This is a genomic window from Caballeronia sp. KNU42 (assembly GCF_053760385.1).
The window spans coordinates 248,585-271,133 of the sequence record NZ_CM132389.1 but is presented as its reverse complement, the minus strand read 5'-3'; the positions used below and the strand labels follow the sequence as shown (position 1 = coordinate 271,133).

Below are 22,549 nucleotides of genomic sequence, written 5' to 3'. Positions count from 1 at the left end.
GTCATGAAAACGCGGTTCAGTTTGATTTTCCATGGGGCTTTGGCGTTCGCGAGCGCCTTGGCATGCGCAGCTCCAACAGTCGGAGCACCTGCGCGGTCCGAGTTGCCTGGTGGCGTCGATGCGAAGCAGCAGATGCTGCCCGCCAACGCAACGGGTCCGCTCGAAGTCAACGCGGGCGCGGGCGTGCTGGTGCGGCTCAATGAAGACGCGACGTCGGTGTTCATCGCCGACCCGGCCGTGGCGGACGTGCACGTGCCGTCGCCTCGAGCAGTATTTGTGCTCGGAAAAAAGAGTGGCACTACTACGCTCTACGTGCTCGGCCCGAACAACAAGACGCTCATGCAGCGCACGGTAACGGTCGCCCGCGACATGGGGGCGCTGCGCGCAATGATTGCGGCGCGGTTTCCGAACCTGAATGTGCAGATCACGGGCGGCCAAGGCTCGCTGCAATTGTCCGGCCAGGCTTCCAACGCGTCTGACGCCGACGCTGTCGTACAGGCCGTCACACCCTATCTTTCCGATAAGGAAGTGCTGATCAACCGCATGACGATCGACCGGCCGCTGCAGGTGCAATTGCGCGTGCGGATCACGGAAGTGGATCGCAACGTCACGCAGCAGCTAGGCATTAACTGGCAGTCGATCGGCAATGCAGCCGGCAATTTCTTTGCCGGCATCTTCAGCGGCCGGGCGATCTACAACCTGGCTCAACCCATCACGAGCGGTGGCGTTACTACCTACCCAGTAAATCTCGCGACCAACAATGCGTATTCGCTGTTCGGCCAGTTCAAGACCGGCAACACGAATATCACCGCGCTCGTCGATGCGCTCAACCAGGAGGGACTCCTTACCGTGCTTGCCGAGCCAAATCTCGTGGCGCTTTCGGGCCAGACGGCCAGCTTTATCGCCGGTGGTGAATTTCCCATTCCTGTTTCGCAGGTCAACGGCGCAGTGTCGGTCGATTTCAAGCAGTTCGGCGTAAAACTGGACTTCACGCCCACCGTGCTTAGCGACAACCGCATCAGCCTCAAGGTGCGCCCGGAAGTCAGCGAGATCGATCCGACGGTGAGCGTGACCACCGGCGGCATCACCGTGCCGGGCTTGAGCGTGCGCCGCGCGGACACGACAGTGGAACTGGGCAGCGGGCAGAGTTTCGCCATTGCGGGCCTGTTGCAAAGCACCACGAACGACCTGATTTCTCAAGTGCCGGGCATGGGTTCAATTCCGATCCTGGGCAAGCTGTTCTCCTCGACGAACTACCAGAACAACAAGACTGAGCTGGTCATCATGGTGACGCCGTACCTTGTCGAGCCGACCGACCCGGCTAAGTTGCGCACGCCGCTCGAGTCGCTCGTTTCGCCGAGCAATGACATTGAGTACAGCTTCGATCACCAGGCGAGCGGCGCAGGATCGTCGGCAGGCCAACCGCGTCTCGTCGGCGCGGCCGGATACGTTTATTGAGCACAATGCCATGAAATCTGCACGTCCTCTCACGTTCGTCCTCGTCTGTGCTCTCGGAGTTGGCCTTAGCGGCTGCTTTAAGCCTCCGCGCGACATGCCCGACGCATCGACCCTCGGTTTTGATGGGCGCGCAGTCGTGCCGCCCGATTGCGCGGGTCTTTCGCGTCCGTCGGTATTGACTGACGCAGGTTGGCACCGTCCCAGCATGGAGTGGGGCTGCGCCACCTATACCAATCTCGCTGCACAGATTGCACACCCGCAGGATGTGGTTGCGCCGCACCCACTTGGGCCGGCCAATGCCGCGGTCGCGGCTAGCGCGGTCCGCCGTTACGAAACCGGCGAACAGGTTCCGACCGACAAGAGCACGACGCGCGATGCCAAATGACGCGAGCATTCTAATGGGAGCACAACATGAGCACGACTGAGTCCAATTTTGCGAAGGGCAAAGCTGGCACCCGCAGCGCTGATTTCATCGCCTTCGTCATCGACAAGAAGACTGAGCAGGTCCTCAAAAGCTATGTCCTTGAACAGGCTATGCCGCACACGTACATCGCGATTGGCGGGGTGAACGATGCAATCGCCTATGTGGCAAAGCTCGAGCGTTCGCCATTGTTCCTGCTCGTGGACCTGCACGACTCCGTGATGCCGCTTTCCGATCTCGGTCGCTTGGCCGAAGTGTGCGAGCCCTCCGTGCAGGTAGTGGCGCTTGGCGAACGCAACGACGTCGGCCTGTTCCGTGCCTTGCTCCAGATCGGTATCCGCGACTATCTCGTGAAGCCGCTCACGGTGGAGTTGCTCAGGCGCACGCTGAATGTGTCCGACGGCAAGGTGAGCCCGGTAAAGCGTCTGCGCGCAGGCAAGACTGTCGCGTTTGCGGGCTCGCGTGGCGGGGTGGGCGTGACGACGATCGCGTTAAACGTCGCACGCCATCTGGCCGAAGACACCCACCGCCGGATCGCCTACGTCGACCTGAACCTGTATGGCGGTGCTGCCAACAGCATGCTCGGCATCCAGAGCAACAACGGTCTCTCCGACGTATTGCAGAACGTGCACCGTCTCGACCCACAATACGTGGAGCGCACGCTCGTCGCCAAGGGTTCACGTCTTTTCGTGCTGTCAGCGGAACTCGACTATGGCGCGCCGCGGTCGTTCGCGGATAACTCGCTCGGGCGCGTGCTGGCACTCCTTTGCGACAACTTTCATTACGTGATCCTCGACGTTGGTGACCTGGCAGACCCGCTGGCAGCCGACGCGTTCGACCACTCGTCACGCGTGTATCTGGTCGCGGATCGCTCGGTACACTCGACTCGTGAGACGATCCGCCGTTTGCGCTTCATCGAGGACCGCGAGAACAATCCCAGCACTTCGATCCTGCTCAACAACACGACTTCCTCGGCAGCGGGCAAGGTCGAGTCGGCCGACTTCATGTCGGCGGTCGGACGCACCGTGCTGCATGAGATTCCCTACGAAGCAAAGGCGGTAATGATCGCCGCAAACCTGGGCGAAGCGCCCAAAGACAAGACGGCCAACGGTTTCAACCAGACAATCACGCGCATTGGCAGTGACCTGACCGGACAGCACTCGAACGCTGAACGCACGTTCTTCCAGAAGCTCAGGTTGAGGAGAAACTGATGTTCGGACAAAAGAAGGGCGCATCCATAGTCGGTGATGCGGTGCACGGGGGGGGCGCAGACGCACCCGCGCTCGCCTTGCTCGATCCGGCAGTCGCTCTCGCGATCCCAGCGGCGGCTGTGTCACGCGCCGGCCAGTCGGAAGGCAATGAACTGCTGGTGCGCTCGGACCTTTTCCGGACCATTCGCGATGGCGTGTTCGCTTCGATGAACGCGTCCGCCGTCGTCGGCAAGACACGCGAGCAAATGAAGCCTAGTGTCGAACAGTTCGTGCTGGAGATCGCCGAGCGTGAGCGCCTGAACATCACGATCTCCGAGCAAGTGCAGATTGTCGGCGACCTGCTCAACGATATGTTCGGCCTCGGCCCTATCGAACCGCTGCTCGCCGACGAAACCGTAACCGACGTGCTCGTGAACGGGCCAGACCAGGTCTATGTGGAACGGCATGGCCGACTTGAACTTACTCCCTACAAGTTCCGCGATAACACGCACGTCGTGAACGTGGCGCAGAGAATTGCAGCGGGCGTCGGGCGACGCGTAGACGAAAGCAGCCCGATGGTAGACGCACGACTCGCCGACGGCAGCCGGGTCAACGTCGTCTTGCCGCCACTCGCGATCCACGGCGCGGTCATCTCCATTCGTAAATTTTCCAAGCGCAACATCACGCTTCACCGCATGGCGCAGCAGGGCAACCTGTCGCAGGCGATGGCGAACGTGCTGAAGCTCGCGAGCACCTGCCGGCTCAACATTATCGTGTCGGGCGGTACGGGTTCGGGGAAGACAACATTGCTCAACGCGCTGTCGCACTTCATCGACCTCGGCGAGCGCACCGTTACGATCGAAGATGCCGCTGAACTGCAACTCGTGCAGCCCCACGTGGTGAGCCTTGAAACGCGCCCGGAAAACTCCGAAGGACTCGGCGCTGTCGCTCAGCGTGACCTCGTGCGCAATGCACTGCGGATGCGCCCGGACCGCATTATCCTCGGCGAAACCCGCGGCCCCGAAGCCTTTGACGTGCTACAGGCAATGAACACCGGCCACGACGGCTCCATGACGACGATCCATGCGAACACGCCGCGCGATGGCATCACCCGGCTGGAAAGCATGGTCATGATGGCGAACGGCAATCTTCCGTTGCTCTCGATCCGTCGCCAGATCGCGAGCGCCGTGCACCTGATCGTGCAGATCGAACGGATGCGCGACGGGATGCGCCGCATCACGCGGATCACTGAACTTGTCGGCATGGAAGGCGAGGTCATCATCACGCAGGACCTTTTCACCTTCCGCTACGATGCGAGCGCGTACAGCGAGGAAGTAAAGGGCGTGTTCGAGTGCGCCTCGGTGCGCCCGGCGTTTTCGGCCCGCGCGGCGTACTACGGCCTCGAGGACGCCCTGATGGAGGCGATGAAGCTATGAGCAGCATCGACCTTTTCACCTTTGCATCGTTCGCGTGCGTGATCGTGCTCGGCGTGATGTATCTGACCGTGCAGGACTTGCGCAGCAAGAGGCCCGAGGCGCAGATCCACGCGCGCATGGCCGACACATTCTCGTTGCAGGGCCAGCAGCTCGCAACGAAGGAACGTGACCAGGTCGACGCGGATCTCTTTAGAGTTAGCAAGGAAGACAACGCGTTCAGCCACTGGTTCGGCCCGAAGCTCGCGCGCCTTCGCACGGTCGCAGGCGCGCAGGGGCTGCGCATCGTGATTGCGGCAACCATTTTTGGAGAACTGGTTGCGATTCTCATGACGAAGTTCATGCCGCTGCCCCGTTTCGCCCCTCCATTGCTCGTGACCGTGCTACCGGTGCTGCTGGGTATGCGCGCCTACAGCTTTCTCGTGAACCGCTTTCGAGAGCGTTTTCTCGATGGTTTCCCAGACTTGATTGACCTGCTCGTACGCGCAGTTCGCGCTGGTGTACCGGTGACGCATGTGATTGGCTCGGCCGTGGAAGAAGTTCAGGAACCGCTGCGTCACGAGTTCAAGCTGATGAGCGATTCGCTTCAGATTGGACTGGATCTCGAGGCAGTGCTCGCGGTGGCGGTGCGGCGCATCGAAATTGCGGATTTTTCTTTCTTCTGCGTGTGTTTGGTACTGCAACGTGAAACGGGCGGCCAACTCGGCGAGACGCTTGAGAACCTCGCCACTATCGTGCGTTCGCGCCGCGAAATTCGCCAGAAGTCGCGAGCTCTGACAGGTGAAGCCCGCATCACGACCAAGATCCTCACGGCGATCCCTTTGGTCATCATGTTGGCGATGTCATCACTGGACAAGACGTACCTTCCAGTGCTTTTCGGAACCCCCGGCGGCCAGAAGCTGTTTACCTACGCGGCCATCTCTGTCGTGATAGGCATTGTCGTCGTCACCAAGATGTCAAAACTGGATGCCTCGCGATGAAACAGGAGTACATCGAAACTCTCATCAATCTGCTGATGCTGTCCACGCTCTTCGCCGGGCTCGCAATCTGGTGGGCGACCAAGCGCGGCGGCCGGCGCGGCAGGATTGCCGATCGCGCGCGACAGGTCGCGCTCACACAACGAGCGGCAGGCGTGCAGATAGAGGAGGCCGAGGGGCAGGGCGGGTGGCGCGAGCAACTGGTGCGGCGGCTTGGGAGTATCGGAGACCGGCTCCCACTGTTCGACGCGAAATACCGGCTCAAGCTAAAAAAGGAAATGGCACGAAGCGGTTATCGCAGCAATATGGCGGTGTCAGTGCTGCTTGCAGTGAAGTTTGTCATAGGGTTGATTTGTGCCGGCCTCACGGTCATGCTGGGGTCTAATATCCCGATGATTGGGCAATACCCGGCGGTGCGTGGCGCAATGATGTTGCTCGCGTTTATCGTTGGCATGATCGTTCCCGAGTACGTGGTCGCATTTCGCGCGTCGCGCCGCCGCAAGAAGATGGCCGGATGTCTGCCCGATGCGCTTGACCTGTTGGTGATCTGCACTAACGCAGGCAACAGCCTGGGTGTGAGTATCCGGCGCGTCGCGGACGAACTCAGGACTATTTGCCCACCGCTCGCTGACGAGTTTTCACTCACTGCCGACGAACTCAAGCTTTCCGGCGACAGCACGCGTGCACTTCAAGGGCTTGCCGAGCGCATCGATTTGCCATCCATCCGGGCACTGATCTCCACGCTCGTCCAGTCCATGCGGTACGGCACGCCTATCACGCAAGCGCTACGCACGCTCTCTCGCACGGAACGCCTCACACACATCGCTTCGCTAGAGGAGAAGGCCGCAAAGCTTGCCCCTAAGATGGTCGTTCCGATGATGTTATTTATTCTTCCGGCGGTAGTGTTGATTGCGGCCGGTCCTGCGGTTATCCAACTTCTCGACCTCATTTCAAAGCAATGAAAAATAATCACCACTCAATCGCCGAACGCCTGACCACTGGATCGACCGCCCTTTGTCTTTGCCGGGTTGTCATCTGCGTGATGGTCCTCGGCACGACTGTCGCCTGTACCACGACCACGCAACGCACGACCACTACGCAACCTGTCACGCGCAATTCCTCGCCGAGCAGCATGAGTGAGCTACGCATTGCCGATACCGCGCTGGACTCGGGCAACATGGAAGTTGCAACGACCATATACGACCGGATAGTGGCGGCCGATCCGCGCTCGGTGGCGGGCCTGACCGGGCTTGGCAACACACTGTACGCAGTCGGCGATTTCACGCGTGCTGGTGTCTACTATCAGCGCGCCAGCCTGATCGATCCGACCAACACTGCGCCGCTCATCGGGATTGCACGAGTTGCGATCCATCAGCGTCGTTTTAACGAAGCTATCTCCACCTATCAGCGCGTACTCACGCTCACACCGGGTGACCCGTTGGCGTCGGCGGGGCTTGGCGCCGCGCTTGACCTAAGCGGGGATCACGCGGGCGCGCAGCTCGCTTTGCGCGCGGCGCTCAAGATCAATCCAGGCGATCCCGTACTGAGTTCGAATCTCGGTTTGTCGCTGATCCTCGGAGGCGATCCCCGTGACGGCGCAAACGTTCTGCTCGACGTCACTCGATATCCGCAAGCGCCGCCGCAGGCGCGCCAGGATCTCGCGCTGGCTTACGGTCTTCTCGGCAATACGGAAGCCGCCGCCGAAATTCTCGGGCGGGACCTGCCAAAGGCATCAGTTCAGGACAACCTGCGCTACTACGAGATCCAGCGCCAACGTCTTTTGCCGCAGCCGGTGTCATCCGCTTCATTGCCCAAGGTCACGGCAGTGCCGGCGCAGTCCGTACAGGCCGCAAACCTCCTCCAGTAACAGGACTGATGGTGAAGCTCTAGCAGGAGCCCGATGCGCACGAATACTCACAAAACGACAGGATAACTATTCCAGAGCAGGTGGCAGTGAGATGGTCCACATCAAATTTACAGACGGATAGCCGCAATCCGGGGCGTCCACGAATGAGCTAAAGAACCCGTGAAGCGTTCGACTGACCCGGCATATTCCCATGGCGAATCCGCACTTTGACGAGAGCGAATCATGAAATCGATAATTCCAGTGCCTACTGGTCGACCCGTTGTTCCCCGCAATTTCATTCGACCGCCGGCATGGAAGAGCGTTTCCCTGACCCGCGATCAGTTGTTGGCCGAGATCGCGATGCGACTGCTTGCAGTCGTGGTGTTTTCAATGTTTGTCTCATCGACGATCTCGCAGTTTCACAAAGATCCCTCGCGGATTACGTTGTTGCTACTTGCGTTTTCTGAACTGCTCACGCTTGCGCTTGCTGTCTGCACGCGCGTGCCGCGTGAGCGTGACTGGCGCCCTGCGACGGTAGTGATTGCCACCTGCGCCAGTTTCTACTTTCTCGCCTTTCGTATCGAGCCCGGGATTCACTTGATCCCCGAATCGGTTGCGGCCGGTCTGCAGATCGCGGGAGTAGTTATCCAGCTCAGTGCAAAGATTGCCTTGCGACGTTCATTCGGAATTCTGCCCGCGAATCGCGGGGTGGTTGTAAGCGGGCCTTATCGTTTTTCGCGGCATCCCATTTACCTCGGGTACTTCGTCAATCAGATCGGCTTTCTTTCGTCTGATTTCGGCGTGCAGAATCTTGCCGTGGTTCTGCTTCTCTGGGGATTGCAGATTTACCGTGTCGTGCGAGAGGAACGAGTGCTGAACAAGGACGTGAGGTATCGCGAATACGCTGCGCGCGTGCGGTATCGATTCGTACCTGGAGTATTTTGACGTAGACGCGTGGCGTGCTCGGGGGCTGGCCTCGTACGGCTCCATGTACGCCGCGTTTTATTTGCGGATTCGCGATCAGGATCGCAAGCAACCTTGATCTCCGCTTCCGGTCGTTGCAGACAGGCAGGTAGCCCACGCCACTTCACCGGTTGGCGGCTTCCCATGATTCCACGTTCGGATGTTCAGCGCTGTTTGATTGGATTCGTCTTGCTGATTTCACTCATCTGCTCGATGCCAAGTGGAATGAGCCGGTGACCATACCTCGTTCATGCCCACGTTTTCTAGACTGATGCGGTGCGCGCTGATGTCGCGATTGATGTAGTCCTTGTATCCTGCCACCATGTAACTGCTTGCCTGGCGTGTTCATTGACAGCACTTTGCACAGGTCCGGTCACTAGCTGATCGATGACAAACGCTGGCGTCGGAAAATCCTTTTCCCGGCTGTAACGCTCAATCTTGTGGAGTTCGTGTACCTGGACACATTAGCGACTCAGTTGTCGGCGAGGGGAACGCACCTGGCGTCGCCCGCCGGCTGATGTATGACAAGCCGATTGCTTGTCGACGAGCATGACGGCCGATGCAGTCTCGCTCGTGCGTCTATTGGGTCAACACGACTTGCGTATTGCCGGAGCCGCTGCCGCCGTTCGTTGTACATGTCGCCGGGAAAAAATTATTCTTGTATTGGCAGTCTTCACCGTAACCCGGGCCGTTTGCGCTTGTAGCCGAGCAATGACTTGACGGGCTGTAGTATTGCTCGCCTGGCCCCACCCCGCCGGCGTCATCCCACCAAAATACGACAGCGGGAGCAATACCTGTAGAGCTGTTTGACAATGCAGACAGCTGGGAGCAGCTTGGTGCCGCATAGGCCGCTCCGCCACCCGTCGTGGAAAAACAGTTGGACAGCGCAGCTGCCGGTGCGGTACTGGAGTTGGACAGACCGTTGACGTAGCTCTGCGTCACCCCGGTTTGCACATACAGCGAACAGTTCGGTTTTGTCGATGTCTTCGTCGTCAGATATTGTGTCTTGCAGGTATAGATGGTCGTAGTGTTCGATCCCGTCGTAGATGATGTGGACGTGCAGTTGGAATAGCCAGAGCCGGGCGCATTGACGCCAAGGTAAGCCGAGAGGGTGTTGTAGGAACTCTGGGTGGGTGGTGGCACGAGCGTCGATCCGTTATAGACACTGGTGATCGAGGAGCCTTGCGAGCTGTTGGTCGAGTTCACCGTAATGGTGTACGAGCTATTGCTATTTTCGCTTGGTGACTGATTGTTAAGAAGAAGCGACGAATAAAACGTCTGCTTGTTCATATACGGAGCGCCATACGAGTTCGCTCCTGTCACCCCCACCCCGCAACCCGAATTCCCGGTGTTGCCGTCTGTGACGTTCACGAGGGCCACGCCCAGCGGCTGGTTGGCGCTAAATGAGGGCATGACCTGGCCGGCGGGAACAGTCTGGTAGCTGCTGCCAATCATGAAGTAATTGTTGGTGGGAAGGCCCGCTGGGGTCGTCCAGGCCGGTACCGCGGAATAGTCGTACCCGTTCCCGCTCGCATTCAATGGCACCTTGTACAGATAAACCGAATTTCCGTCGCACGCACGCGAGTTTATATGACCAAGCGTCAGGTTCGCCGCGACAACCGGGTCTCCAGCGGTGCCCGTCGCTGTAATGGTGGCTGACGGGATGACCAGCGACAACAGTGTCGTGGAAACCGTCGCGGTAGCGCTGACGGTAACTGTGTAGGCCGCCGCGCTGCCAAGCGCAGGATTGATCGTGCCATTGCTGTTTGTCGACACGTTCGGTGCTGTAATCGAAAGGCTCGACGGCAGGATCGTGCGATTAAAATAATTAGTGGCGACCTGAGTTGCTATGGCGCTCTGACTGGGATCGGAGAAGGCTGCCGCGCCCGCGATTGCGGCCTGATCGACTGCGTTCTGCAAGCTCGCGCGGTACTGAACCATGCGTGCATAATCAACAGCGCCACCCACGATCAGGATCATTGGGATGAGCAGCAACGCGAACGACAACGCGATACCACCCGCCTCATCGGTGATGAGGCGGGTCGGCATACGCAAGAACTTGGGCTTCATTGACGGCGCCATGCGGAGGTCCTCAGGAACAGGGTACGGTGCATGCAATCGACAGGTTGTTGCGGGGCCGGGCAAACGCCGTCTTCGTCAGCGTGAAGCTTGTGGGGATCAGGTACTGGATGACCGAGCTGTACTGATATGTCGCCTGCACGATGATGACGCTGTCGCCGGGTGCGCCGGCGTTTGGCAGCAGGTTTGTCGGCGCCGTGGCCAGCGTCGTGGCGGCGTTGCCCAAGGCTGTTGCCGTGGAGGCGCACGAAACGTCGCTCTCCCAATCCACCGTAACGCCGCCGATCGTGTAGTTGGTCACACTCGCCATCGCCACTGAGAACGCGCCATTACCGGTCGTCGCTCCGGTCGGAAAGGGTGTCATCATCAACTTGCCCGCTTTGCAGAAATTGCCCAACACACCGGTCGTACCACTCGTGACGCCACTGCTTTGTTGCGAGATCAGGTCAGCCATGGAGGAAGCTGCGTTGGCCAACTGCATGTTCACCCTGACGAACTCCCCAACCTCATAGATGCCGAACAGGAGCGCTGTCATAAGTGGTAGGACAAACACAAATTCCAACGCGGCGATACCACGCGTGTTTTTCAGGAATCTACAAAGCCCGGGTAGCATTAATAAGGCTCCGTCTGGAAGGCGAGGGTAGACACCAGCATTGCCGTACCCGAAAAGAGGGACGCGACCCATGGCATGTTGTAGCCAACCTGCAGGATGACGTCGTACTTTGGCGACAATGAAGCCTTGCTCTGCGTCATGACTCCGTTGTTGATGCTTGCGACGGACAGCGTCTTAAAACCTGCGCCGGCGGTCGTCCCTGAACTTGCGGCCGCTACGTAAATCTGGATATTCGTGGTGCATGACGGAACGAGGCTATAGCCGTTCACGTTCAGGTCGTTGCAGACTGCGGTTGTGAGACTGCCAGAGTACGTGCTAGACCCACCGGTAAGCGTTCCAATACGGATCAGCCGGGCGGCGTCGCGTGCAGCGTTGTCCATGAGCGATTGCCTGGTGAACATGAGGCCGAATTGGAACGTCCCGATTACAACTGCCAGAAAAAGCGGGAGCACCATTGCGTACTCGAGCACGATCAGCCCGCTGTCTTCCGAGAGAAATCTCGCCAGCGACTTGGTGGTGACCTTGGTGCACGACGTTTTTTTGTGCAGTGCATGAACAAAGCCGGCGATAAAACGGCGTCCTGGACCGACGTGTTTTTCTGGCGCAATTGCACGAGGGAGCCCGGGCGGCGTCACCTTCGATATTGGTCGTGCGCACTCGCTAGGCGTGCTTTTTTTCATGAGCCACGAACTCTCAGTTCAGTAAATTATTTGCGTCAATCGCTTATCAATGAGCCGCGTTGGTTGAATGCTTGGCCGCCGAATCGGCCTGCGCCAGGCGTGCTCGAATTTTTCATCGTCCTCACTTGGGATAACGGCAAGCGATCTGATTGCTTTAATGCATCGCGCTTACCCCCGCGATAAAAGCTCGACAGTCGCACTTCAGTCGTACGCAGCGCGCTTTTTCACGGTCGTCGAGCGCTGTTGCCTGCAAGACTCCACGGAGCGTCTCATACAGAACATTGGGTGGCCGGATTTTCGTCCAACCTCGCGGGCACGACTCTCATGATGAACGCGTTTTCGCGATCTTTTTCCCAGAGCAAACGTTCGGGAAACTTCATTGAGCGGCGCGAACGCCGCGGGCTGGGCGCAGAAAAGCGGCGGTCGATCATCGTTCACGCGCAATCAAAATAGGGAGGATTGGCGGTCGGGGGCATTTCGAGAGGTGTTTGCCGATGGTTGCAAAGAACTGCCCTGCAATGGACGTGAGGCAGATTTTGTTGCAGTAAGGAGCGCGAAGCGAAAAAAGATCCCAATGGCCCGCACGACCTGCGTTGCTGATGAGTGGAATTGGTCAGCGGTTGACTGATAGCGTCCAGGTGCGCGATTCATCTGCGCTTTGAGGTTCATACGCATGCGTTCAATGTCGCCCGGCGCTCGCCGCGCAGCGTCACCAATACTTCGTCCAGATGCCACATGGTGCCGGGCTTGCAGAAACCCGCCCTGACCCGATGTGCGAAACCCGCGCCGAATTTGTTGCACCGGCGGCCGGGCAGTTTCATCCGTACGGGACTTCCTTCGGGGGTAGCTGACGACAACCCCGCGCTCGAACAACAATCCTTCAATGGCGCGCAGGCTCGGCTGAATCCGGAAATTCCAACGCATTGCGCAATTGATGACGATGAAGCGCTGGACGAGCCTGTGGATGAAGGGCTTCGCACCGGTTCCTTACCGCAGCAGAAACAGAACGTCGTACTCCTCGTTCGCCCCGTGTGGCCAGGAGTAGCTGATCAACCCGGGTCAATCACATTCAGGTCGTCGAGCCGACACAGGTCTCGAGAACTGCTAACGGGGTCGTCGCGACGACGCTCTTTGCTGACATCTTCTTCATCGGTGTCTTTGCAGCGAGTGGCTTCCGCGTCTCACTCACCGAAACAATTTAACTCACAGTCTTCGCGGTCACAGCCTTCCTGGCAGCTTTCTTCGCTACCTTCTTGACGGTAGTTTTTCCACCAGCAGGCTTGGCGCTACCCGCATCCGCCGCACCGCTGCCGGCACCGTCAACCAGAAACTTCGTCCGGTCTTTCGCCGCCGCGAGCCATGCGGGCGCCGGACCACGTCCGCTCCATGTTGCTCCGGTCTTTGGGTCGAGGTATTTTGCCGGCTGCGGGCCTTTACGCTGTCCCTTGGAAGCAAGTGCGCCTGCAACTACCGGGGCTTTCCTGACCGCAGTCTTGGCCTTACTCACTGGCTTCAGAGGACTCACACTCGCCGCACGAACAGCGTCGGTGCTACTCGCAATCAGGAACCTGGCGCGATCCTTGGCCTCCGCAATCCACGCCGGCGCGCGACCGTGACCGGTCCAGGTGGCGCCTGTCTTCGGATGTTGATACTTTGGCGGGGTACCGCCCTTCAGACTTTTGGCGACCTTCGCCTTGACGAGTGGAGCACTTCCATTCGCCGCTTTCGCATCGCGCTTTGCCTTCGCTTTGGCCTCGATGTCGTCAGTGGTCAACCCGTGCGTCAGCATGATTTTTCGAATTTGATCGACTGCCGCTTGCGCCTTTTTTGCAATCAACGTGTCCGCTTGCACCTGCAATTTCTTCATCTTTGCCTGGATCTGTTCGAGGGTGAGCATCGTGAACTCCTTAAATGGACATGGCCGCACTATGCCATGAGCCTCGATAGTGTGAAAGTGTCGGCAGGGTCGTCGCGTTACGCAGATGCAGCCAACGATGGCCGTTGGACCGGGTGGGGGGCCTTCGCGATTTGCGTTTATGTGCCACCGTTTGTGTACGCCCGATCATCGCGACACCAGCCACCTGAGGCACTGTTTTCTCAAAGCAGTCATTGTCGGGCAGTAGGGCTGTGGTTTGATTCGACGAATCTTCGATGCGTGCTCGAAACCTCGCTGGGTAGGGGTTTTGCTGAAACCGCCTCCCTGAAGCGGGGTACAGGTCACCATTTTCGTGACTTTTATGCAAAAAACCCCTCAATTCATGGTCCCAGGCGTTGCGTCTTCAAGTAGGTGTTGTTACGCTGGCGCCCAACCCGAGAATTTGTACCTTTGCGTTAGTCGGTGACGGCGCAAAGGCAAAGGCCTTGGGCAACCTTTGACTATAGAAGAGAGGCATTCATGGCAACAACCGCTACGAAGAAAACCGCTGCTTCCGCTACGAAGAAAGCGGCGGCGCCCGCTACGAAAAAGGCGCCGGCTGTCAGCAAGAAAGCTGCCCCTGTCGCGAAGAAGGCTGCTGCACCTGCAGTAAAGAAGCCGGATGCGGCGGCTCCGTTGAAACCGATCAAGGATACGTTCACGAAGGCGTCGCTGACCGTTCACCTGGCCGAGCGTTCGGGCGTGGAGCCCAAGGCGGCCAAGGCGTTGTTGGCGGCTCTTGAAGAAACGGTGCTCGCATCGATTCACAAGAAGGGCGCGCAGGAGTTCACACTGCCAGGATTGCTGAAGGTGGTCGCGCAAGATGTGCCTGCCAAGAAGAAGCGCTTCGGCAAGGACCCGTTCACGGGTGAAGACAAATGGTTCGCGGCGAAGCCCGCTTCGGTGCGGCTCAAGGTGCGCCCGCTGAAGAAACTGAAGGACGCCGCGCTGTAAGCGAAAGTGTTCTGAAGTGACAACGCCCCTCGCGACGAAAATCCGAGGGGCGTTTTCCGTTGGTCGTCATGCTCGACGATAAGATTGCAAAAAATGATTGTTGGCCGAGAGCGAATTGAACTCCATGCCTTTGTGTGATGACCAGCCTCACCTGCAAACGACATGGCGCCGGCGACGACTAGCCGATATGCAGCAGCGACATCTGGCTTTCCAGCAACGCGCGAAGCTCATTCGAATCGGGCCGCGTTCCCCAATTGCGGGCGCCGGCGACTGACGCAATGGCCATCCACGAATTTGGCGGAAACCACTCGCGCACGAGAGCATCATCTTTGAGGATACGAAGACGTCCGGTCTGCGCGCAGTACTCGGCGCACAACTCTGCGTCTGCCAACTGCGCGGTAACTCGAAGGCTAGGGATTCGCAGCATGGATCTCTCCAATATGGTGAGGCGGTGACCGTGCAAGCTGCTGACACGGCCGTCGTCGACGCAAGGCGAGACGAAGCGACGCAACACGGCTATTGGACCGTGCACGACGCAATAATCTACGCGTTCGATACGCGCTACCTGCATTCAACCATCAGGACGGCGCGACGGAAGTGCGCTGGCGCACGGCCGCCGCCTGCTCTTTCTCCTTTTCTTTCGCATAGTGATGACCCACGATGCACCCGCCCATGGCTCCGATTACGGCATGGTGGCCTGCGACGTGGCCGGCCACGCCGCCCACCACCGCACCTTTCAGGCATCCCTCTGCGTGCGCCGTGCCGACAGCCACAAGTAAAGTCAGCGCCGATAATGCAGTGACCGCATGCCGTGTGTTCATTGATAACTCCAAAAAGATGGTCGGACTCGAATGCCCTTCAGATGACAGGAGTCTATGTGTGGGTCGCGCTCACAAGTGAAACCGGCTTGCGAGATTGGTAACACGCAGTTACCGCTCGCACCGATGTCGCCGACGCTCAGCAGCGTGCGCGTCTCTTAGATCAAGCTGTCTGCCACTGGCTCGCAGCATGCCTCGGACGCTTGTGTGAGCGTGTGAACACGGTCGGCCTTCCTGAGCGCGGGAAATGCTGCCATCCATATCGCCGCGACAAAGAACGTACCGATGCCACCGAAGACGACACTTTCAACAGTCTCGAACATTGAAGCGACGACGCCTGACTCGAAGGTCCCGAGTTCGCTTGGAGCACCGATGAACAGCATGTTGACCGCCGAGACCCGTCTGCGCATGGCGTCAGGGGTCGCCAGCTGGACCAGGGACGAGCGAATGTTGACACTGACCATGTCACTGGCGCCGACCACGATCGGTTGGGAACGGATGAACCCGATGCCCTCAGTGATGCGCGCGATGCGCCCCGTTGGCAGATCGGTGTGAACCGGTACGGGCTTGCGGCCACCGAGCGCAGCGAGTGCTGCCATCGCCATCAGAAATGCGAGGCCGCAGCCCGCGTAGGCGACACCTGGACCCAGCGCGTAGGACAGCCCGCCAAGTGCAGGACCCGCGATCACCGCCATTTGCCGATGGCGTCGATGATCCGCGACGCTTCGCGTCTTTCGGCTATCCGGACTTTGGTGCGCTGATTGATTGCGTTCGCCTAAACACGCTGTGGGAGAGCCGTAGCAAAAAAGTCGGTCACGCGGCGCACGCGCGCCGGTACATACCGGCGTCTTGGCCAGATGAGGCTTATGTCGCGGGCGTCGGCTATGAATTCGTCGAGAACCGAGATCACGTCCGGATGCCCGAGTTCATCGGCAAGAGAGACACCGGCGAACAGGCCAATCCCAACACCGGCCAGGACACCGGCCCGGATCGTTTCGACACTGTTGGACGAAAGATTGCCTCGAACGGACACGCTGAATCGACCTTTCGGCCCGACAAACGGCCAATCCGCTGATTCCATCAGGCCGCCGTAGAGCAGGCAATTGTGATCGACGAGCTCGGCGGGGGTCTTTGGTATTCCGCGTTGCTCGAAGTAGCGACGGGATCCGACGCATACGAGGGGAGTGCTGGCCACGCGCCTGACGACCGCGTCCGGTTCGTTGACGGGGCCTACCCGGATCGCCAGATCAATCCGGTCTTCCACCATATCTCGCATGGAGTCCGAAAGAATCATATCTACCTGAAGACCGGGGTTGAGTGACAACAGGTCGGGTATGAGTGGAAGTACGTGGAGGCGACCGAAAGTGGCGGATGCGGCGATCCTGATCTGACCCGAGACCTCAAGCGTAGCGCTCGTCAGTTCGCTGTCGGCTTCGTCCATCTCGTCGACCAGCGGTTTTGTCAGCTCGTAGTACCGCTGCCCCTGATCCGTGAGGGTCACGCTGCGCGTGCTCCGGTTAAATAGCATCACGCCGAGACGCTTCTCCAGCGCGCCGACGGACTTACTGATAGCGGACTGCGAATCGCCGGTTCTACGCGCCGCGGCAGAAAAACCGCCCGCTTCGACAACGGCGATGAAGGCGTTCAATTCGTGAAACCGATCCATTGCGTTCCTCTCGTTTGACCCATTCTCTTTAAGAATAGACCTTATAAGAAATCCGCGGATTATCATCGACGGGAACGGCAATTACCATCTTCCTGTCGTTCACGAACAGGCAGAGGTTTTAATGTCCACTCTCACAGGCAAGATTGCCGTCATTAGCGGCGGCACGACCGGTATCGGTTTAGCGATCGCCCAGCGCTTTGTTGCCGAAGGCGCTCACGTCTTCATCTTCGGCCGTCGGCAAGCACAGCTCGACGAGGCCGCCGAACTGATCGGACGCAACGTCACGGCACTCCAGGCTGACGCTGCGAACCTCGATGACCTCGACCGCGTTGCTGCGGCAGTAAGGGAGCAAAAGGGTGCCGTCGACATTATCGTATCGAACGCGGGCTTTACCAAGCAGGCCTCGATCGACGCCCTCACACCTGAGCATTTCGACAAGGCATTCAACCTCATGGCCCGCGGCCCCGTCTTCCTCGTGCAGAAGCTGCTGCCGCTGATGACAGGTAGCGGGTCGATCATTCTGGTTTCATCGGCCATGCACGGCATGGGTATTCCTGGCCACACCGCCTACGCGGCGACCAAGGCGGCGCTGCGTTCCTATGCCCGCACCTGGGCTGCGGAATTCAAGGATCGCGGCATTCGCGTCAATACGCTCAGTCCCGGCGTAACCGATACCCCGATTCTCGACTCTCAGACTGAGACACGAGAGGATCTGGTGAAGATGTACCACAGCATGGTCCCGATCGGTCGGATCGCCCGGGCTGAGGAGATTGCCAGCGCGGCGCTCTTCCTCGCGTCCGACCAGAGTTCGTACGTGACGGGTGCGGATCTGATGGCCGATGGCGGCATCGGCCAGGTCTGAGCCCTGAGGGTCCTGGACAAGACCGTTCAGCGAAGTTGCTGAAGGCCTTCAACCACCTGCCAGCGGGCACCCTCGCATCGGTCATGCAATCAAGCTGCCGTTGCCGGATAGTCGAGTACAAACTTCGACCGGTTCGCCGCGATGAACTGTTCCACCGTCGTCAGCGGAGCGCCGATGATCTCCTTGCCGATGCTGTCAGTTCCCGCCAGCAGACCTTCCTGCTGGTCGATGGTGACCGCCTCGAAGTGCTTGCGCATGGCGATGGCATCTTCAAGGCCGAAGGTCTCGAGAAACGTCGACACCGTAACGTGTTCGTATTGCATTGGTGTATCAAGCACCCGGCTCACTTCGGCCGCCAACTCTTCATGGCTGTACTCCACTGGTCCATGCAGTGCGTAGACCTTGCCGGCATGCGCCGGGGCATTCGCGATGATCCCGGCGACGATCTTGGCAATATCGCTGCCGGCTATTGGCGCAAAGCGGCTTTCCTTGCTGAACGGCATGATGTAGCGGCCGTACCTGATCATCGGCGCGATATATAGCAGCCATTCGGCAAAGAACGTGATCCGCAGGTGGGTTGACGGCACGCCCGACCAGTTGAAGATCTGCTCGGAGAGCCAGTGGTTCTGCGTTGCCTTGCTACGGGCATAAGGACGCGACTGCTTGTGCGACATGTTCACGATCAGCTCGACGGATTGCTCTTTCGCCGCCTGAGCGAAGATGACCGCCGCCTCGACCAGACCTTCCGCTAACGGATAGCAAAAGTAAGCATGCTGGACACCCTGCATGGCGGCGCGGATATCGCGCAGGCTCAGCATGTCGCCGAAGACCACTTCCGCCCCCAGATCACGCAGCTTCTGCGCCCGATGATCGTCCTTCCTGACCAACGCTCGCACGCTTAAGCCTTTTTCAAGCAGCCGTTCAACGGTCGGTCTGCCGGTATCGCCGGATGCGGCGGTTACTAATACTGTCGACATGGTAGTAATCCTAAATAAATGTGTTTGAATGATGTTCTTCAGAAACCCGGTCGTGCGACCTAGTGCCCGATCAGCGTGCCAAGGGGCGCGAGCGGAACAATCGGATACAGCTCGAAGCTCAGCAGGTTGTCGACGCCAAGAGGTAGCGCCTTGAGCAGGCGATCCGCCTCGTCGACCGAATCAACGCTCATCAGGAAAATTACCCCGACACCATTTTCCCGCATCCAGAACTGCTCCATCTTACCGTCGAGGTACAACTGCAAGGTGGCGGGAACTTCAGTAGGCATGTAATGCTTGAGCTGTTCCGGGGTGAGGGGAACCAGCGATCCAACGGCCATGACTTTCATGATTTTTCCAGTATAAAAAGAGTTTGGTTTGGTGTGCTGCATCGCATGGATGCTAAGGGCTATGCGATTACGCTGCCTTCGGATTCAGCCGGTCGGCATGAGCCCGTGCAAATTCCTTGACGCTCATCGGCTTGCGGCCGGTCAGCTTTTCGACGTTGTCGTTCATGCCTGACATCACACCGCGCTGATAGTCGTCCATTGCGGCAACCAGATGCTTGACGATGTATTCCGGCACGCCCACCGATTCCATCGAGCGGCGATATTCGTCAATCGAGATATCTTCAAACACGATCTTGCGGCCGAGTGCCTCGCTGAGTTCCGCCGCCATTTGTTCATGATCCATTTCGACCGGTCCGAAGAGCGGATAAGTCTGACCAATGTGGGCCGCCGGGTTTTTCAGCAAGGCGGCGATCACCCGGCCTTGATCTTCCGCGCTAATCGCGGCATGTCGGCCTTTGCCGACCGGCAGGCGCAAGACGCCTTTATCGAGGAAGAGCGGGAGCTGCCACGGGTAGAAAAGCCACTCGAGAAAGTACGTCGGGCGAAGATGAATGACGTTGAGTCCGGACGCGCTGAGCAGTTGCTCGGCAACATAATGATCCTTCGACGAAGGGCTGTTCGACGTGCGGCTCGCCGAGCGTTGCGAGAGGTTGATGATGGTGGAGACACCCGCTTCCCGGGCGGCTTGTGCGAAGTAGGCGGTCGCTGTGATCAGGCCCGGCGCGACCGGATACACCAGGTAGGCGGCATCGACGCCTTCCATGGCGGCGCGGATTTCATCAATATTCTGCAGATCGCCCACCACGACTTGTGCGCCAAGCTGTTCGAGAGCGGCTGAGCGTTCGTCGATGCGGCGCACCAGCGCGCGCACCGTCAGACCGGCGTCGATAGATTCCTTGACGGCGGCGCGGCCCGTGTCACCTGTCGCGCCGGTAATCAGTACTTTGCGGTTCATGATAATCATCCTTTTGCGTTAGAGAGGGTTGCTTGCATGTCGATTCACCTGCTTGATTCACTGCGGTCCAAGCGGTGAAAGCGGCCTGAGGTGCTGGTGATATGAAGCACTTCGCTGCCGGTGAATGAAGAATGGGGCTTGCCGGGAGCGGGCGGTAGCCGTTGGTTTTTGCTAATATTTATGCTGAACCAGCATCAATGACACGCTGGCGGCCGCCAGGATGGGCCGCGCCACGGTTGAAGTCGTCGCACGATATAGGGAACGGATTCGTGAAAGACATCCTGAGCCTGAAGCTTTATTCACGCGTTGCCCACCTACGCAGTTTCTCCGCGGCGGCACGCGAATTCGGGCTTGCCCAGTCGCAAGTGTCTCGAATGGTCGCTGATCTGGAAGACGGTCTGGGCGCGAAGCTATTGACACGCAGTACGCGCGCGGTCGTGCTGACGGAAGCCGGTACGGAGTTCCTGACCCGGATGGAGCCTATTTTGGCGGCGCTGGAGGACGCGGAAAACAGCGTCCGTGAAAGCGGCGAACTTCGGGGTTTGTTGCGCGTGGGCATGACGACCACCATGGGCCTTCGCGTGGTCATGCCGCGTCTATCGCCCTTCACGGAACGCCACCCCAATCTCCACGTCGAACTGCTGCTGGATGACAGATGGCAGGACATGGTGCGCGAGGCGGTGGATGTCGGCTTGCGCGTCGGCAACCTGCCGGACGCGTCGGGAACATCGAAATTCATTACGACCATCCCACGGGTGATCGTTGGGTCTCCTGCTTATTTCGCTCGCACCGGCATGCCGTTGGTACCGGATGACCTGCTGCAACACAGGATTGTTGGAGGTCCGGCCGCAACGCGGGCGGCCTCATGGCAATTCGAGCGGGACGGCAAGGAAGTCAACGTCGAACTTCATCCGAATATCTCGACCAATTCGATCGCAGGCGCCATCGCGTGTGCGACGGGCGGTCTCGGAATTACATCGGCGCCGCTTTGGGGTTGTCAGGATGAGTTGAGTCGCGGATCGCTTGTGGCTATTCTCGCTGACTGGAAGACGGCAGGGCTCCCTGTGCACGCCTATTTCCCGCTGGGGCGCTCTGCGCGGAAAGTGGCGCGAGCATTCGTTGAATTTATTACGGAGGAACTTCGCAAGCAGTAATCGTGTTGGCACCGTCAAATTAACGCAGGCGCCTTTCGAGCAAGAATCTGAAAGGCGCGAGCGCAGATCAATTGGACTGGCGTTTCCGGGCGATGGCTATTACGCGGAAGCGATTGTGATGTCGTGCCACAACTTGGCCACGATCATAAAGGAACCGTCGACATACGCCCAGCTCAATTGATCGATGAAAACCTTGTCATGGATGCGCAGGCGAACCTTGGTGACTGACATGCCGTTTGATAGGAAGTCCGCCGAGATCAACGCGTCGTCGCGCGCTTGCCCCTTGCTCATTGGCGATACACGCTCTGCTATGACGCGGCGGTAATCGGCAATCGGAACGACAGTCAGTTTTCCGTCGTCGGTATCAAACAAGTTGCAACTCGAGTGGAAGACTCGGTCGAACTTATCCAGATCGCACTCATGCAGCGCTTGAAAATACAGATCAACGGACGCGACAAGCGCGGGCATTCTCTCGATACTCATATTGGCTTTCCTTTGGTTTCGGGGGTTAAAAATTCAACTCTGATCGCGATGAGTCGCGGCGGAGCCAGCTGCACGGAATAATGTGTTTAGGACAATGCCGTCTTGAGCTTTGCAGTCAGGCATGAGATCTTGCGACGGAGGGCAGAACGTCGTGCGCGTAGTCACGGGACTTCCACTCCGGCTCCGGTGGAGAATAGTCGTCCTTCGGGGAATAGACCGATGAATCAAGCAGTTCCATCTTCGGTATGTAGCGGTGACAGTTCTTATAGATAAAACTGCAGTCAACGCGGACGATCAGCTTGGCTCCCGGGTAGGCCGCTACCCGGTCCCGATCAAATACAAAGCTGGCCTTTCCATTGATGCGCAAGCGTGGCGAGACTGAATCAAACGGAACAAAGAGCAGGCCAACGTTCGGATTCAGCTTTATGTTGCCCAGGGAGCGATACATCGAATTGCCGTCATAGTCAGGCCACTCGAGCGTGCTGGGGCCCGTCACCCGCACAAAACCGGGTTCTCCACCCTTATACGAACAGTCCACGTTGTCGCCGTAGGTAGTCGCAAGGAAGAAAAAATGTGCCCGGTTTATCTGGTCGATCTCGTCGGGCCAGAACTCGTGATGTACACGGACGTCCTCGAGACGTTTCGCCAGGCGTGTCCCATCGAACCGCTCTTGAAGTTCCGAACTTCCTGCGTGGTAGAAACTCATCATTCACCCTCGTTTGAGTGGACCCGTAATAGCGGGTTACCCCGATCAAGCA

25 protein-coding genes and 2 pseudogenes are annotated in these 22,549 nt (G+C 58.7%); 11 read left to right on the top strand and 16 right to left on the bottom strand.

Annotation, left to right across the window (positions count from 1 at the left end; translation table 11 throughout):
* The first annotated feature begins 3 nt into the window (after window positions 1–3).
* The 6 genes from ACSOSP_RS20310 to ACSOSP_RS20285 are packed head-to-tail and all read left to right on the top strand — an operon-like array spanning window position 4 to window position 6,441.
* Entirely contained in the window at window positions 4–1,458 is a 1,455-nt protein-coding gene (locus tag ACSOSP_RS20310) for a type II and III secretion system protein family protein (RefSeq protein WP_455312692.1), read from the top strand.
* A gap of 10 nt (window positions 1,459–1,468) precedes the next feature.
* Window positions 1,469–1,843, top strand: a complete 375-nt coding sequence (locus tag ACSOSP_RS20305; RefSeq protein WP_455312690.1) for a CpaD family pilus assembly lipoprotein — start codon at window positions 1,469–1,471, stop codon at window positions 1,841–1,843.
* 26 nt (window positions 1,844–1,869) lie between these two features.
* Window positions 1,870–3,090, top strand: coding sequence for an AAA family ATPase (locus tag ACSOSP_RS20300; protein WP_455312688.1), 1,221 nt, complete (start codon window positions 1,870–1,872; stop codon window positions 3,088–3,090).
* Complete coding sequence (locus ACSOSP_RS20295) at window positions 3,090–4,505, top strand: CpaF family protein (protein WP_455312687.1); 1,416 nt, start codon at window positions 3,090–3,092, stop codon at window positions 4,503–4,505. The genes ACSOSP_RS20300 and ACSOSP_RS20295 overlap by 1 nt, the downstream gene beginning before the upstream one ends.
* A complete protein-coding gene (locus ACSOSP_RS20290) occupies window positions 4,502–5,482 on the top strand; it encodes a type II secretion system F family protein (RefSeq protein ID WP_455312686.1) in 981 nt (326 codons plus the stop codon). Before ACSOSP_RS20295 ends, ACSOSP_RS20290 begins: the two co-directional genes overlap by 4 nt.
* Window positions 5,479–6,441: a type II secretion system F family protein gene (locus tag ACSOSP_RS20285; protein WP_455312684.1), complete on the top strand. Its 963-nt coding sequence runs from the start codon at window positions 5,479–5,481 to the stop codon at window positions 6,439–6,441. Before ACSOSP_RS20290 ends, ACSOSP_RS20285 begins: the two co-directional genes overlap by 4 nt.
* Window positions 6,442–6,448: 7 nt before the next feature.
* On the opposite strand, the gene ACSOSP_RS20280 is transcribed toward ACSOSP_RS20285, so the two are convergent.
* Window positions 6,449–6,628: a hypothetical protein gene (locus tag ACSOSP_RS20280; protein ID WP_455312682.1), complete on the bottom strand. Its 180-nt coding sequence runs from the start codon at window positions 6,626–6,628 to the stop codon at window positions 6,449–6,451.
* Here ACSOSP_RS20280 and ACSOSP_RS20275 point away from each other — a divergent pair.
* Window positions 6,612–7,346, top strand: a complete 735-nt coding sequence (locus tag ACSOSP_RS20275) for a tetratricopeptide repeat protein (RefSeq protein WP_455312681.1) — start codon at window positions 6,612–6,614, stop codon at window positions 7,344–7,346. The genes ACSOSP_RS20280 and ACSOSP_RS20275 overlap by 17 nt on opposite strands.
* 222 nt (window positions 7,347–7,568) lie before the next feature.
* Window positions 7,569–8,270 carry a methyltransferase family protein gene (locus tag ACSOSP_RS20270; RefSeq protein ID WP_455312680.1) on the top strand — a complete coding sequence of 234 codons (702 nt, stop codon included), beginning with the start codon at window positions 7,569–7,571 and terminating at the stop codon, window positions 8,268–8,270.
* 597 nt (window positions 8,271–8,867) lie between these two features.
* On the opposite strand, the gene ACSOSP_RS20265 is transcribed toward ACSOSP_RS20270, so the two are convergent.
* The 6 genes and pseudogenes from ACSOSP_RS20265 to ACSOSP_RS20240 all read right to left on the bottom strand — a co-directional run bounded on the left by ACSOSP_RS20265 (window position 8,868) and on the right by ACSOSP_RS20240 (window position 13,557).
* Entirely contained in the window at window positions 8,868–10,358 is a 1,491-nt protein-coding gene (locus tag ACSOSP_RS20265) for a TadE/TadG family type IV pilus assembly protein (RefSeq protein WP_455312679.1), read from the bottom strand.
* A gap of 22 nt (window positions 10,359–10,380) precedes the next feature.
* A complete protein-coding gene (locus ACSOSP_RS20260) occupies window positions 10,381–10,980 on the bottom strand; it encodes a TadE/TadG family type IV pilus assembly protein (RefSeq protein WP_455312678.1) in 600 nt (199 codons plus the stop codon).
* On the bottom strand, window positions 10,980–11,360 hold the full coding sequence (locus ACSOSP_RS20255; RefSeq protein ID WP_455313752.1) for a hypothetical protein: 381 nt from the start codon (window positions 11,358–11,360) through the stop codon (window positions 10,980–10,982). The genes ACSOSP_RS20260 and ACSOSP_RS20255 overlap by 1 nt, the downstream gene beginning before the upstream one ends.
* A 27-nt stretch (window positions 11,361–11,387) precedes the next feature.
* Window positions 11,388–11,435 (bottom strand): annotated as a pseudogene (locus ACSOSP_RS20250) (hypothetical protein); the annotation flags it as partial.
* 920 nt (window positions 11,436–12,355) lie between these two features.
* A pseudogene (locus tag ACSOSP_RS20245) lies at window positions 12,356–12,584 on the bottom strand (hypothetical protein); the annotation flags it as partial.
* 274 nt (window positions 12,585–12,858) lie between these two features.
* Entirely contained in the window at window positions 12,859–13,557 is a 699-nt protein-coding gene (locus tag ACSOSP_RS20240) for an H-NS family nucleoid-associated regulatory protein (protein WP_455312677.1), read from the bottom strand.
* A gap of 498 nt (window positions 13,558–14,055) precedes the next feature.
* Between ACSOSP_RS20240 and ACSOSP_RS20235 the strand changes: the two genes are divergently transcribed.
* Window positions 14,056–14,529: an HU family DNA-binding protein gene (locus ACSOSP_RS20235; protein WP_455312676.1), complete on the top strand. Its 474-nt coding sequence runs from the start codon at window positions 14,056–14,058 to the stop codon at window positions 14,527–14,529.
* Between the two features lie 178 nt (window positions 14,530–14,707).
* On the opposite strand, the gene ACSOSP_RS20230 is transcribed toward ACSOSP_RS20235, so the two are convergent.
* The 4 genes from ACSOSP_RS20230 to ACSOSP_RS20215 all read right to left on the bottom strand — a co-directional run bounded on the left by ACSOSP_RS20230 (window position 14,708) and on the right by ACSOSP_RS20215 (window position 17,013).
* The gene (locus ACSOSP_RS20230; RefSeq protein ID WP_031363300.1) at window positions 14,708–14,956 is read right to left on the bottom strand and encodes a hypothetical protein; all 249 of its coding nucleotides are present in this window, start codon (window positions 14,954–14,956) and stop codon (window positions 14,708–14,710) included.
* A gap of 151 nt (window positions 14,957–15,107) precedes the next feature.
* Window positions 15,108–15,350, bottom strand: a complete 243-nt coding sequence (locus ACSOSP_RS20225; RefSeq protein WP_455312675.1) for a hypothetical protein — start codon at window positions 15,348–15,350, stop codon at window positions 15,108–15,110.
* Between the two features lie 155 nt (window positions 15,351–15,505).
* Window positions 15,506–16,042: a hypothetical protein gene (locus ACSOSP_RS20220; RefSeq protein WP_455312674.1), complete on the bottom strand. Its 537-nt coding sequence runs from the start codon at window positions 16,040–16,042 to the stop codon at window positions 15,506–15,508.
* Window positions 16,043–16,122: 80 nt separating this feature from the next.
* Window positions 16,123–17,013: a LysR family transcriptional regulator gene (locus ACSOSP_RS20215; protein ID WP_455312673.1), complete on the bottom strand. Its 891-nt coding sequence runs from the start codon at window positions 17,011–17,013 to the stop codon at window positions 16,123–16,125.
* 121 nt (window positions 17,014–17,134) lie between these two features.
* Between ACSOSP_RS20215 and ACSOSP_RS20210 the strand changes: the two genes are divergently transcribed.
* The gene (locus ACSOSP_RS20210; protein WP_455312672.1) at window positions 17,135–17,875 is read left to right on the top strand and encodes an SDR family NAD(P)-dependent oxidoreductase; all 741 of its coding nucleotides are present in this window, start codon (window positions 17,135–17,137) and stop codon (window positions 17,873–17,875) included.
* An 89-nt stretch (window positions 17,876–17,964) separates the two neighbouring features.
* Here the strand turns inward: ACSOSP_RS20210 and ACSOSP_RS20205 are convergent, their stop codons facing one another.
* The 3 genes from ACSOSP_RS20205 to ACSOSP_RS20195 all read right to left on the bottom strand — a co-directional run bounded on the left by ACSOSP_RS20205 (window position 17,965) and on the right by ACSOSP_RS20195 (window position 20,154).
* A complete protein-coding gene (locus tag ACSOSP_RS20205) occupies window positions 17,965–18,852 on the bottom strand; it encodes an NmrA family NAD(P)-binding protein (RefSeq protein WP_455312671.1) in 888 nt (295 codons plus the stop codon).
* Window positions 18,853–18,911: 59 nt separating this feature from the next.
* Window positions 18,912–19,199, bottom strand: coding sequence for a hypothetical protein (locus tag ACSOSP_RS20200; protein ID WP_455312670.1), 288 nt, complete (start codon window positions 19,197–19,199; stop codon window positions 18,912–18,914).
* 67 nt (window positions 19,200–19,266) lie between these two features.
* Window positions 19,267–20,154: an NmrA family NAD(P)-binding protein gene (locus ACSOSP_RS20195; RefSeq protein ID WP_455312669.1), complete on the bottom strand. Its 888-nt coding sequence runs from the start codon at window positions 20,152–20,154 to the stop codon at window positions 19,267–19,269.
* Window positions 20,155–20,423: 269 nt separating this feature from the next.
* Between ACSOSP_RS20195 and ACSOSP_RS20190 the strand changes: the two genes are divergently transcribed.
* Window positions 20,424–21,308: a LysR family transcriptional regulator gene (locus ACSOSP_RS20190; protein ID WP_455312668.1), complete on the top strand. Its 885-nt coding sequence runs from the start codon at window positions 20,424–20,426 to the stop codon at window positions 21,306–21,308.
* A 99-nt stretch (window positions 21,309–21,407) separates the two neighbouring features.
* Here the strand turns inward: ACSOSP_RS20190 and ACSOSP_RS20185 are convergent, their stop codons facing one another.
* Window positions 21,408–21,776 carry a nuclear transport factor 2 family protein gene (locus ACSOSP_RS20185; RefSeq protein WP_455312666.1) on the bottom strand — a complete coding sequence of 123 codons (369 nt, stop codon included), beginning with the start codon at window positions 21,774–21,776 and terminating at the stop codon, window positions 21,408–21,410.
* Window positions 21,777–21,906: 130 nt separating this feature from the next.
* A complete protein-coding gene (locus ACSOSP_RS20180; protein WP_455312664.1) occupies window positions 21,907–22,500 on the bottom strand; it encodes a pyridoxamine 5'-phosphate oxidase family protein in 594 nt (197 codons plus the stop codon).
* Window positions 22,501–22,549 lie beyond the last annotated feature (49 nt).

What these genes read in the sequence shown, in the direction of transcription:
- ACSOSP_RS20310 (WP_455312692.1), top strand. Translation starts at nt 4, where the DNA reads ATGAAAACGCGGTTCAGTTTGATTTTCCATGGGGCTTTGGCGTTCGCG.
- ACSOSP_RS20305 (WP_455312690.1), top strand. Translation starts at nt 1,469, where the DNA reads ATGAAATCTGCACGTCCTCTCACGTTCGTCCTCGTCTGTGCTCTCGGA.
- ACSOSP_RS20300 (WP_455312688.1), top strand. Translation starts at nt 1,870, where the DNA reads ATGAGCACGACTGAGTCCAATTTTGCGAAGGGCAAAGCTGGCACCCGC.
- ACSOSP_RS20295 (WP_455312687.1), top strand. Translation starts at nt 3,090, where the DNA reads ATGTTCGGACAAAAGAAGGGCGCATCCATAGTCGGTGATGCGGTGCAC.
- ACSOSP_RS20290 (WP_455312686.1), top strand. Translation starts at nt 4,502, where the DNA reads ATGAGCAGCATCGACCTTTTCACCTTTGCATCGTTCGCGTGCGTGATC.
- ACSOSP_RS20285 (WP_455312684.1), top strand. Translation starts at nt 5,479, where the DNA reads ATGAAACAGGAGTACATCGAAACTCTCATCAATCTGCTGATGCTGTCC.
- ACSOSP_RS20275 (WP_455312681.1), top strand. Translation starts at nt 6,612, where the DNA reads ATGAGTGAGCTACGCATTGCCGATACCGCGCTGGACTCGGGCAACATG.
- ACSOSP_RS20280 (WP_455312682.1), bottom strand. Translation starts at nt 6,628, where the DNA reads ATGCGTAGCTCACTCATGCTGCTCGGCGAGGAATTGCGCGTGACAGGT.
- ACSOSP_RS20270 (WP_455312680.1), top strand. Translation starts at nt 7,569, where the DNA reads ATGAAATCGATAATTCCAGTGCCTACTGGTCGACCCGTTGTTCCCCGC.
- ACSOSP_RS20265 (WP_455312679.1), bottom strand. Translation starts at nt 10,358, where the DNA reads ATGAAGCCCAAGTTCTTGCGTATGCCGACCCGCCTCATCACCGATGAG.
- ACSOSP_RS20260 (WP_455312678.1), bottom strand. Translation starts at nt 10,980, where the DNA reads ATGCTACCCGGGCTTTGTAGATTCCTGAAAAACACGCGTGGTATCGCC.
- ACSOSP_RS20255 (WP_455313752.1), bottom strand. Translation starts at nt 11,360, where the DNA reads ATGGACAACGCTGCACGCGACGCCGCCCGGCTGATCCGTATTGGAACG.
- ACSOSP_RS20240 (WP_455312677.1), bottom strand. Translation starts at nt 13,557, where the DNA reads ATGCTCACCCTCGAACAGATCCAGGCAAAGATGAAGAAATTGCAGGTG.
- ACSOSP_RS20235 (WP_455312676.1), top strand. Translation starts at nt 14,056, where the DNA reads ATGGCAACAACCGCTACGAAGAAAACCGCTGCTTCCGCTACGAAGAAA.
- ACSOSP_RS20230 (WP_031363300.1), bottom strand. Translation starts at nt 14,956, where the DNA reads ATGCTGCGAATCCCTAGCCTTCGAGTTACCGCGCAGTTGGCAGACGCA.
- ACSOSP_RS20225 (WP_455312675.1), bottom strand. Translation starts at nt 15,350, where the DNA reads ATGAACACACGGCATGCGGTCACTGCATTATCGGCGCTGACTTTACTT.
- ACSOSP_RS20220 (WP_455312674.1), bottom strand. Translation starts at nt 16,042, where the DNA reads ATGGCGGTGATCGCGGGTCCTGCACTTGGCGGGCTGTCCTACGCGCTG.
- ACSOSP_RS20215 (WP_455312673.1), bottom strand. Translation starts at nt 17,013, where the DNA reads ATGGATCGGTTTCACGAATTGAACGCCTTCATCGCCGTTGTCGAAGCG.
- ACSOSP_RS20210 (WP_455312672.1), top strand. Translation starts at nt 17,135, where the DNA reads ATGTCCACTCTCACAGGCAAGATTGCCGTCATTAGCGGCGGCACGACC.
- ACSOSP_RS20205 (WP_455312671.1), bottom strand. Translation starts at nt 18,852, where the DNA reads ATGTCGACAGTATTAGTAACCGCCGCATCCGGCGATACCGGCAGACCG.
- ACSOSP_RS20200 (WP_455312670.1), bottom strand. Translation starts at nt 19,199, where the DNA reads ATGAAAGTCATGGCCGTTGGATCGCTGGTTCCCCTCACCCCGGAACAG.
- ACSOSP_RS20195 (WP_455312669.1), bottom strand. Translation starts at nt 20,154, where the DNA reads ATGAACCGCAAAGTACTGATTACCGGCGCGACAGGTGACACGGGCCGC.
- ACSOSP_RS20185 (WP_455312666.1), bottom strand. Translation starts at nt 21,776, where the DNA reads ATGCCCGCGCTTGTCGCGTCCGTTGATCTGTATTTTCAAGCGCTGCAT.
- ACSOSP_RS20180 (WP_455312664.1), bottom strand. Translation starts at nt 22,500, where the DNA reads ATGATGAGTTTCTACCACGCAGGAAGTTCGGAACTTCAAGAGCGGTTC.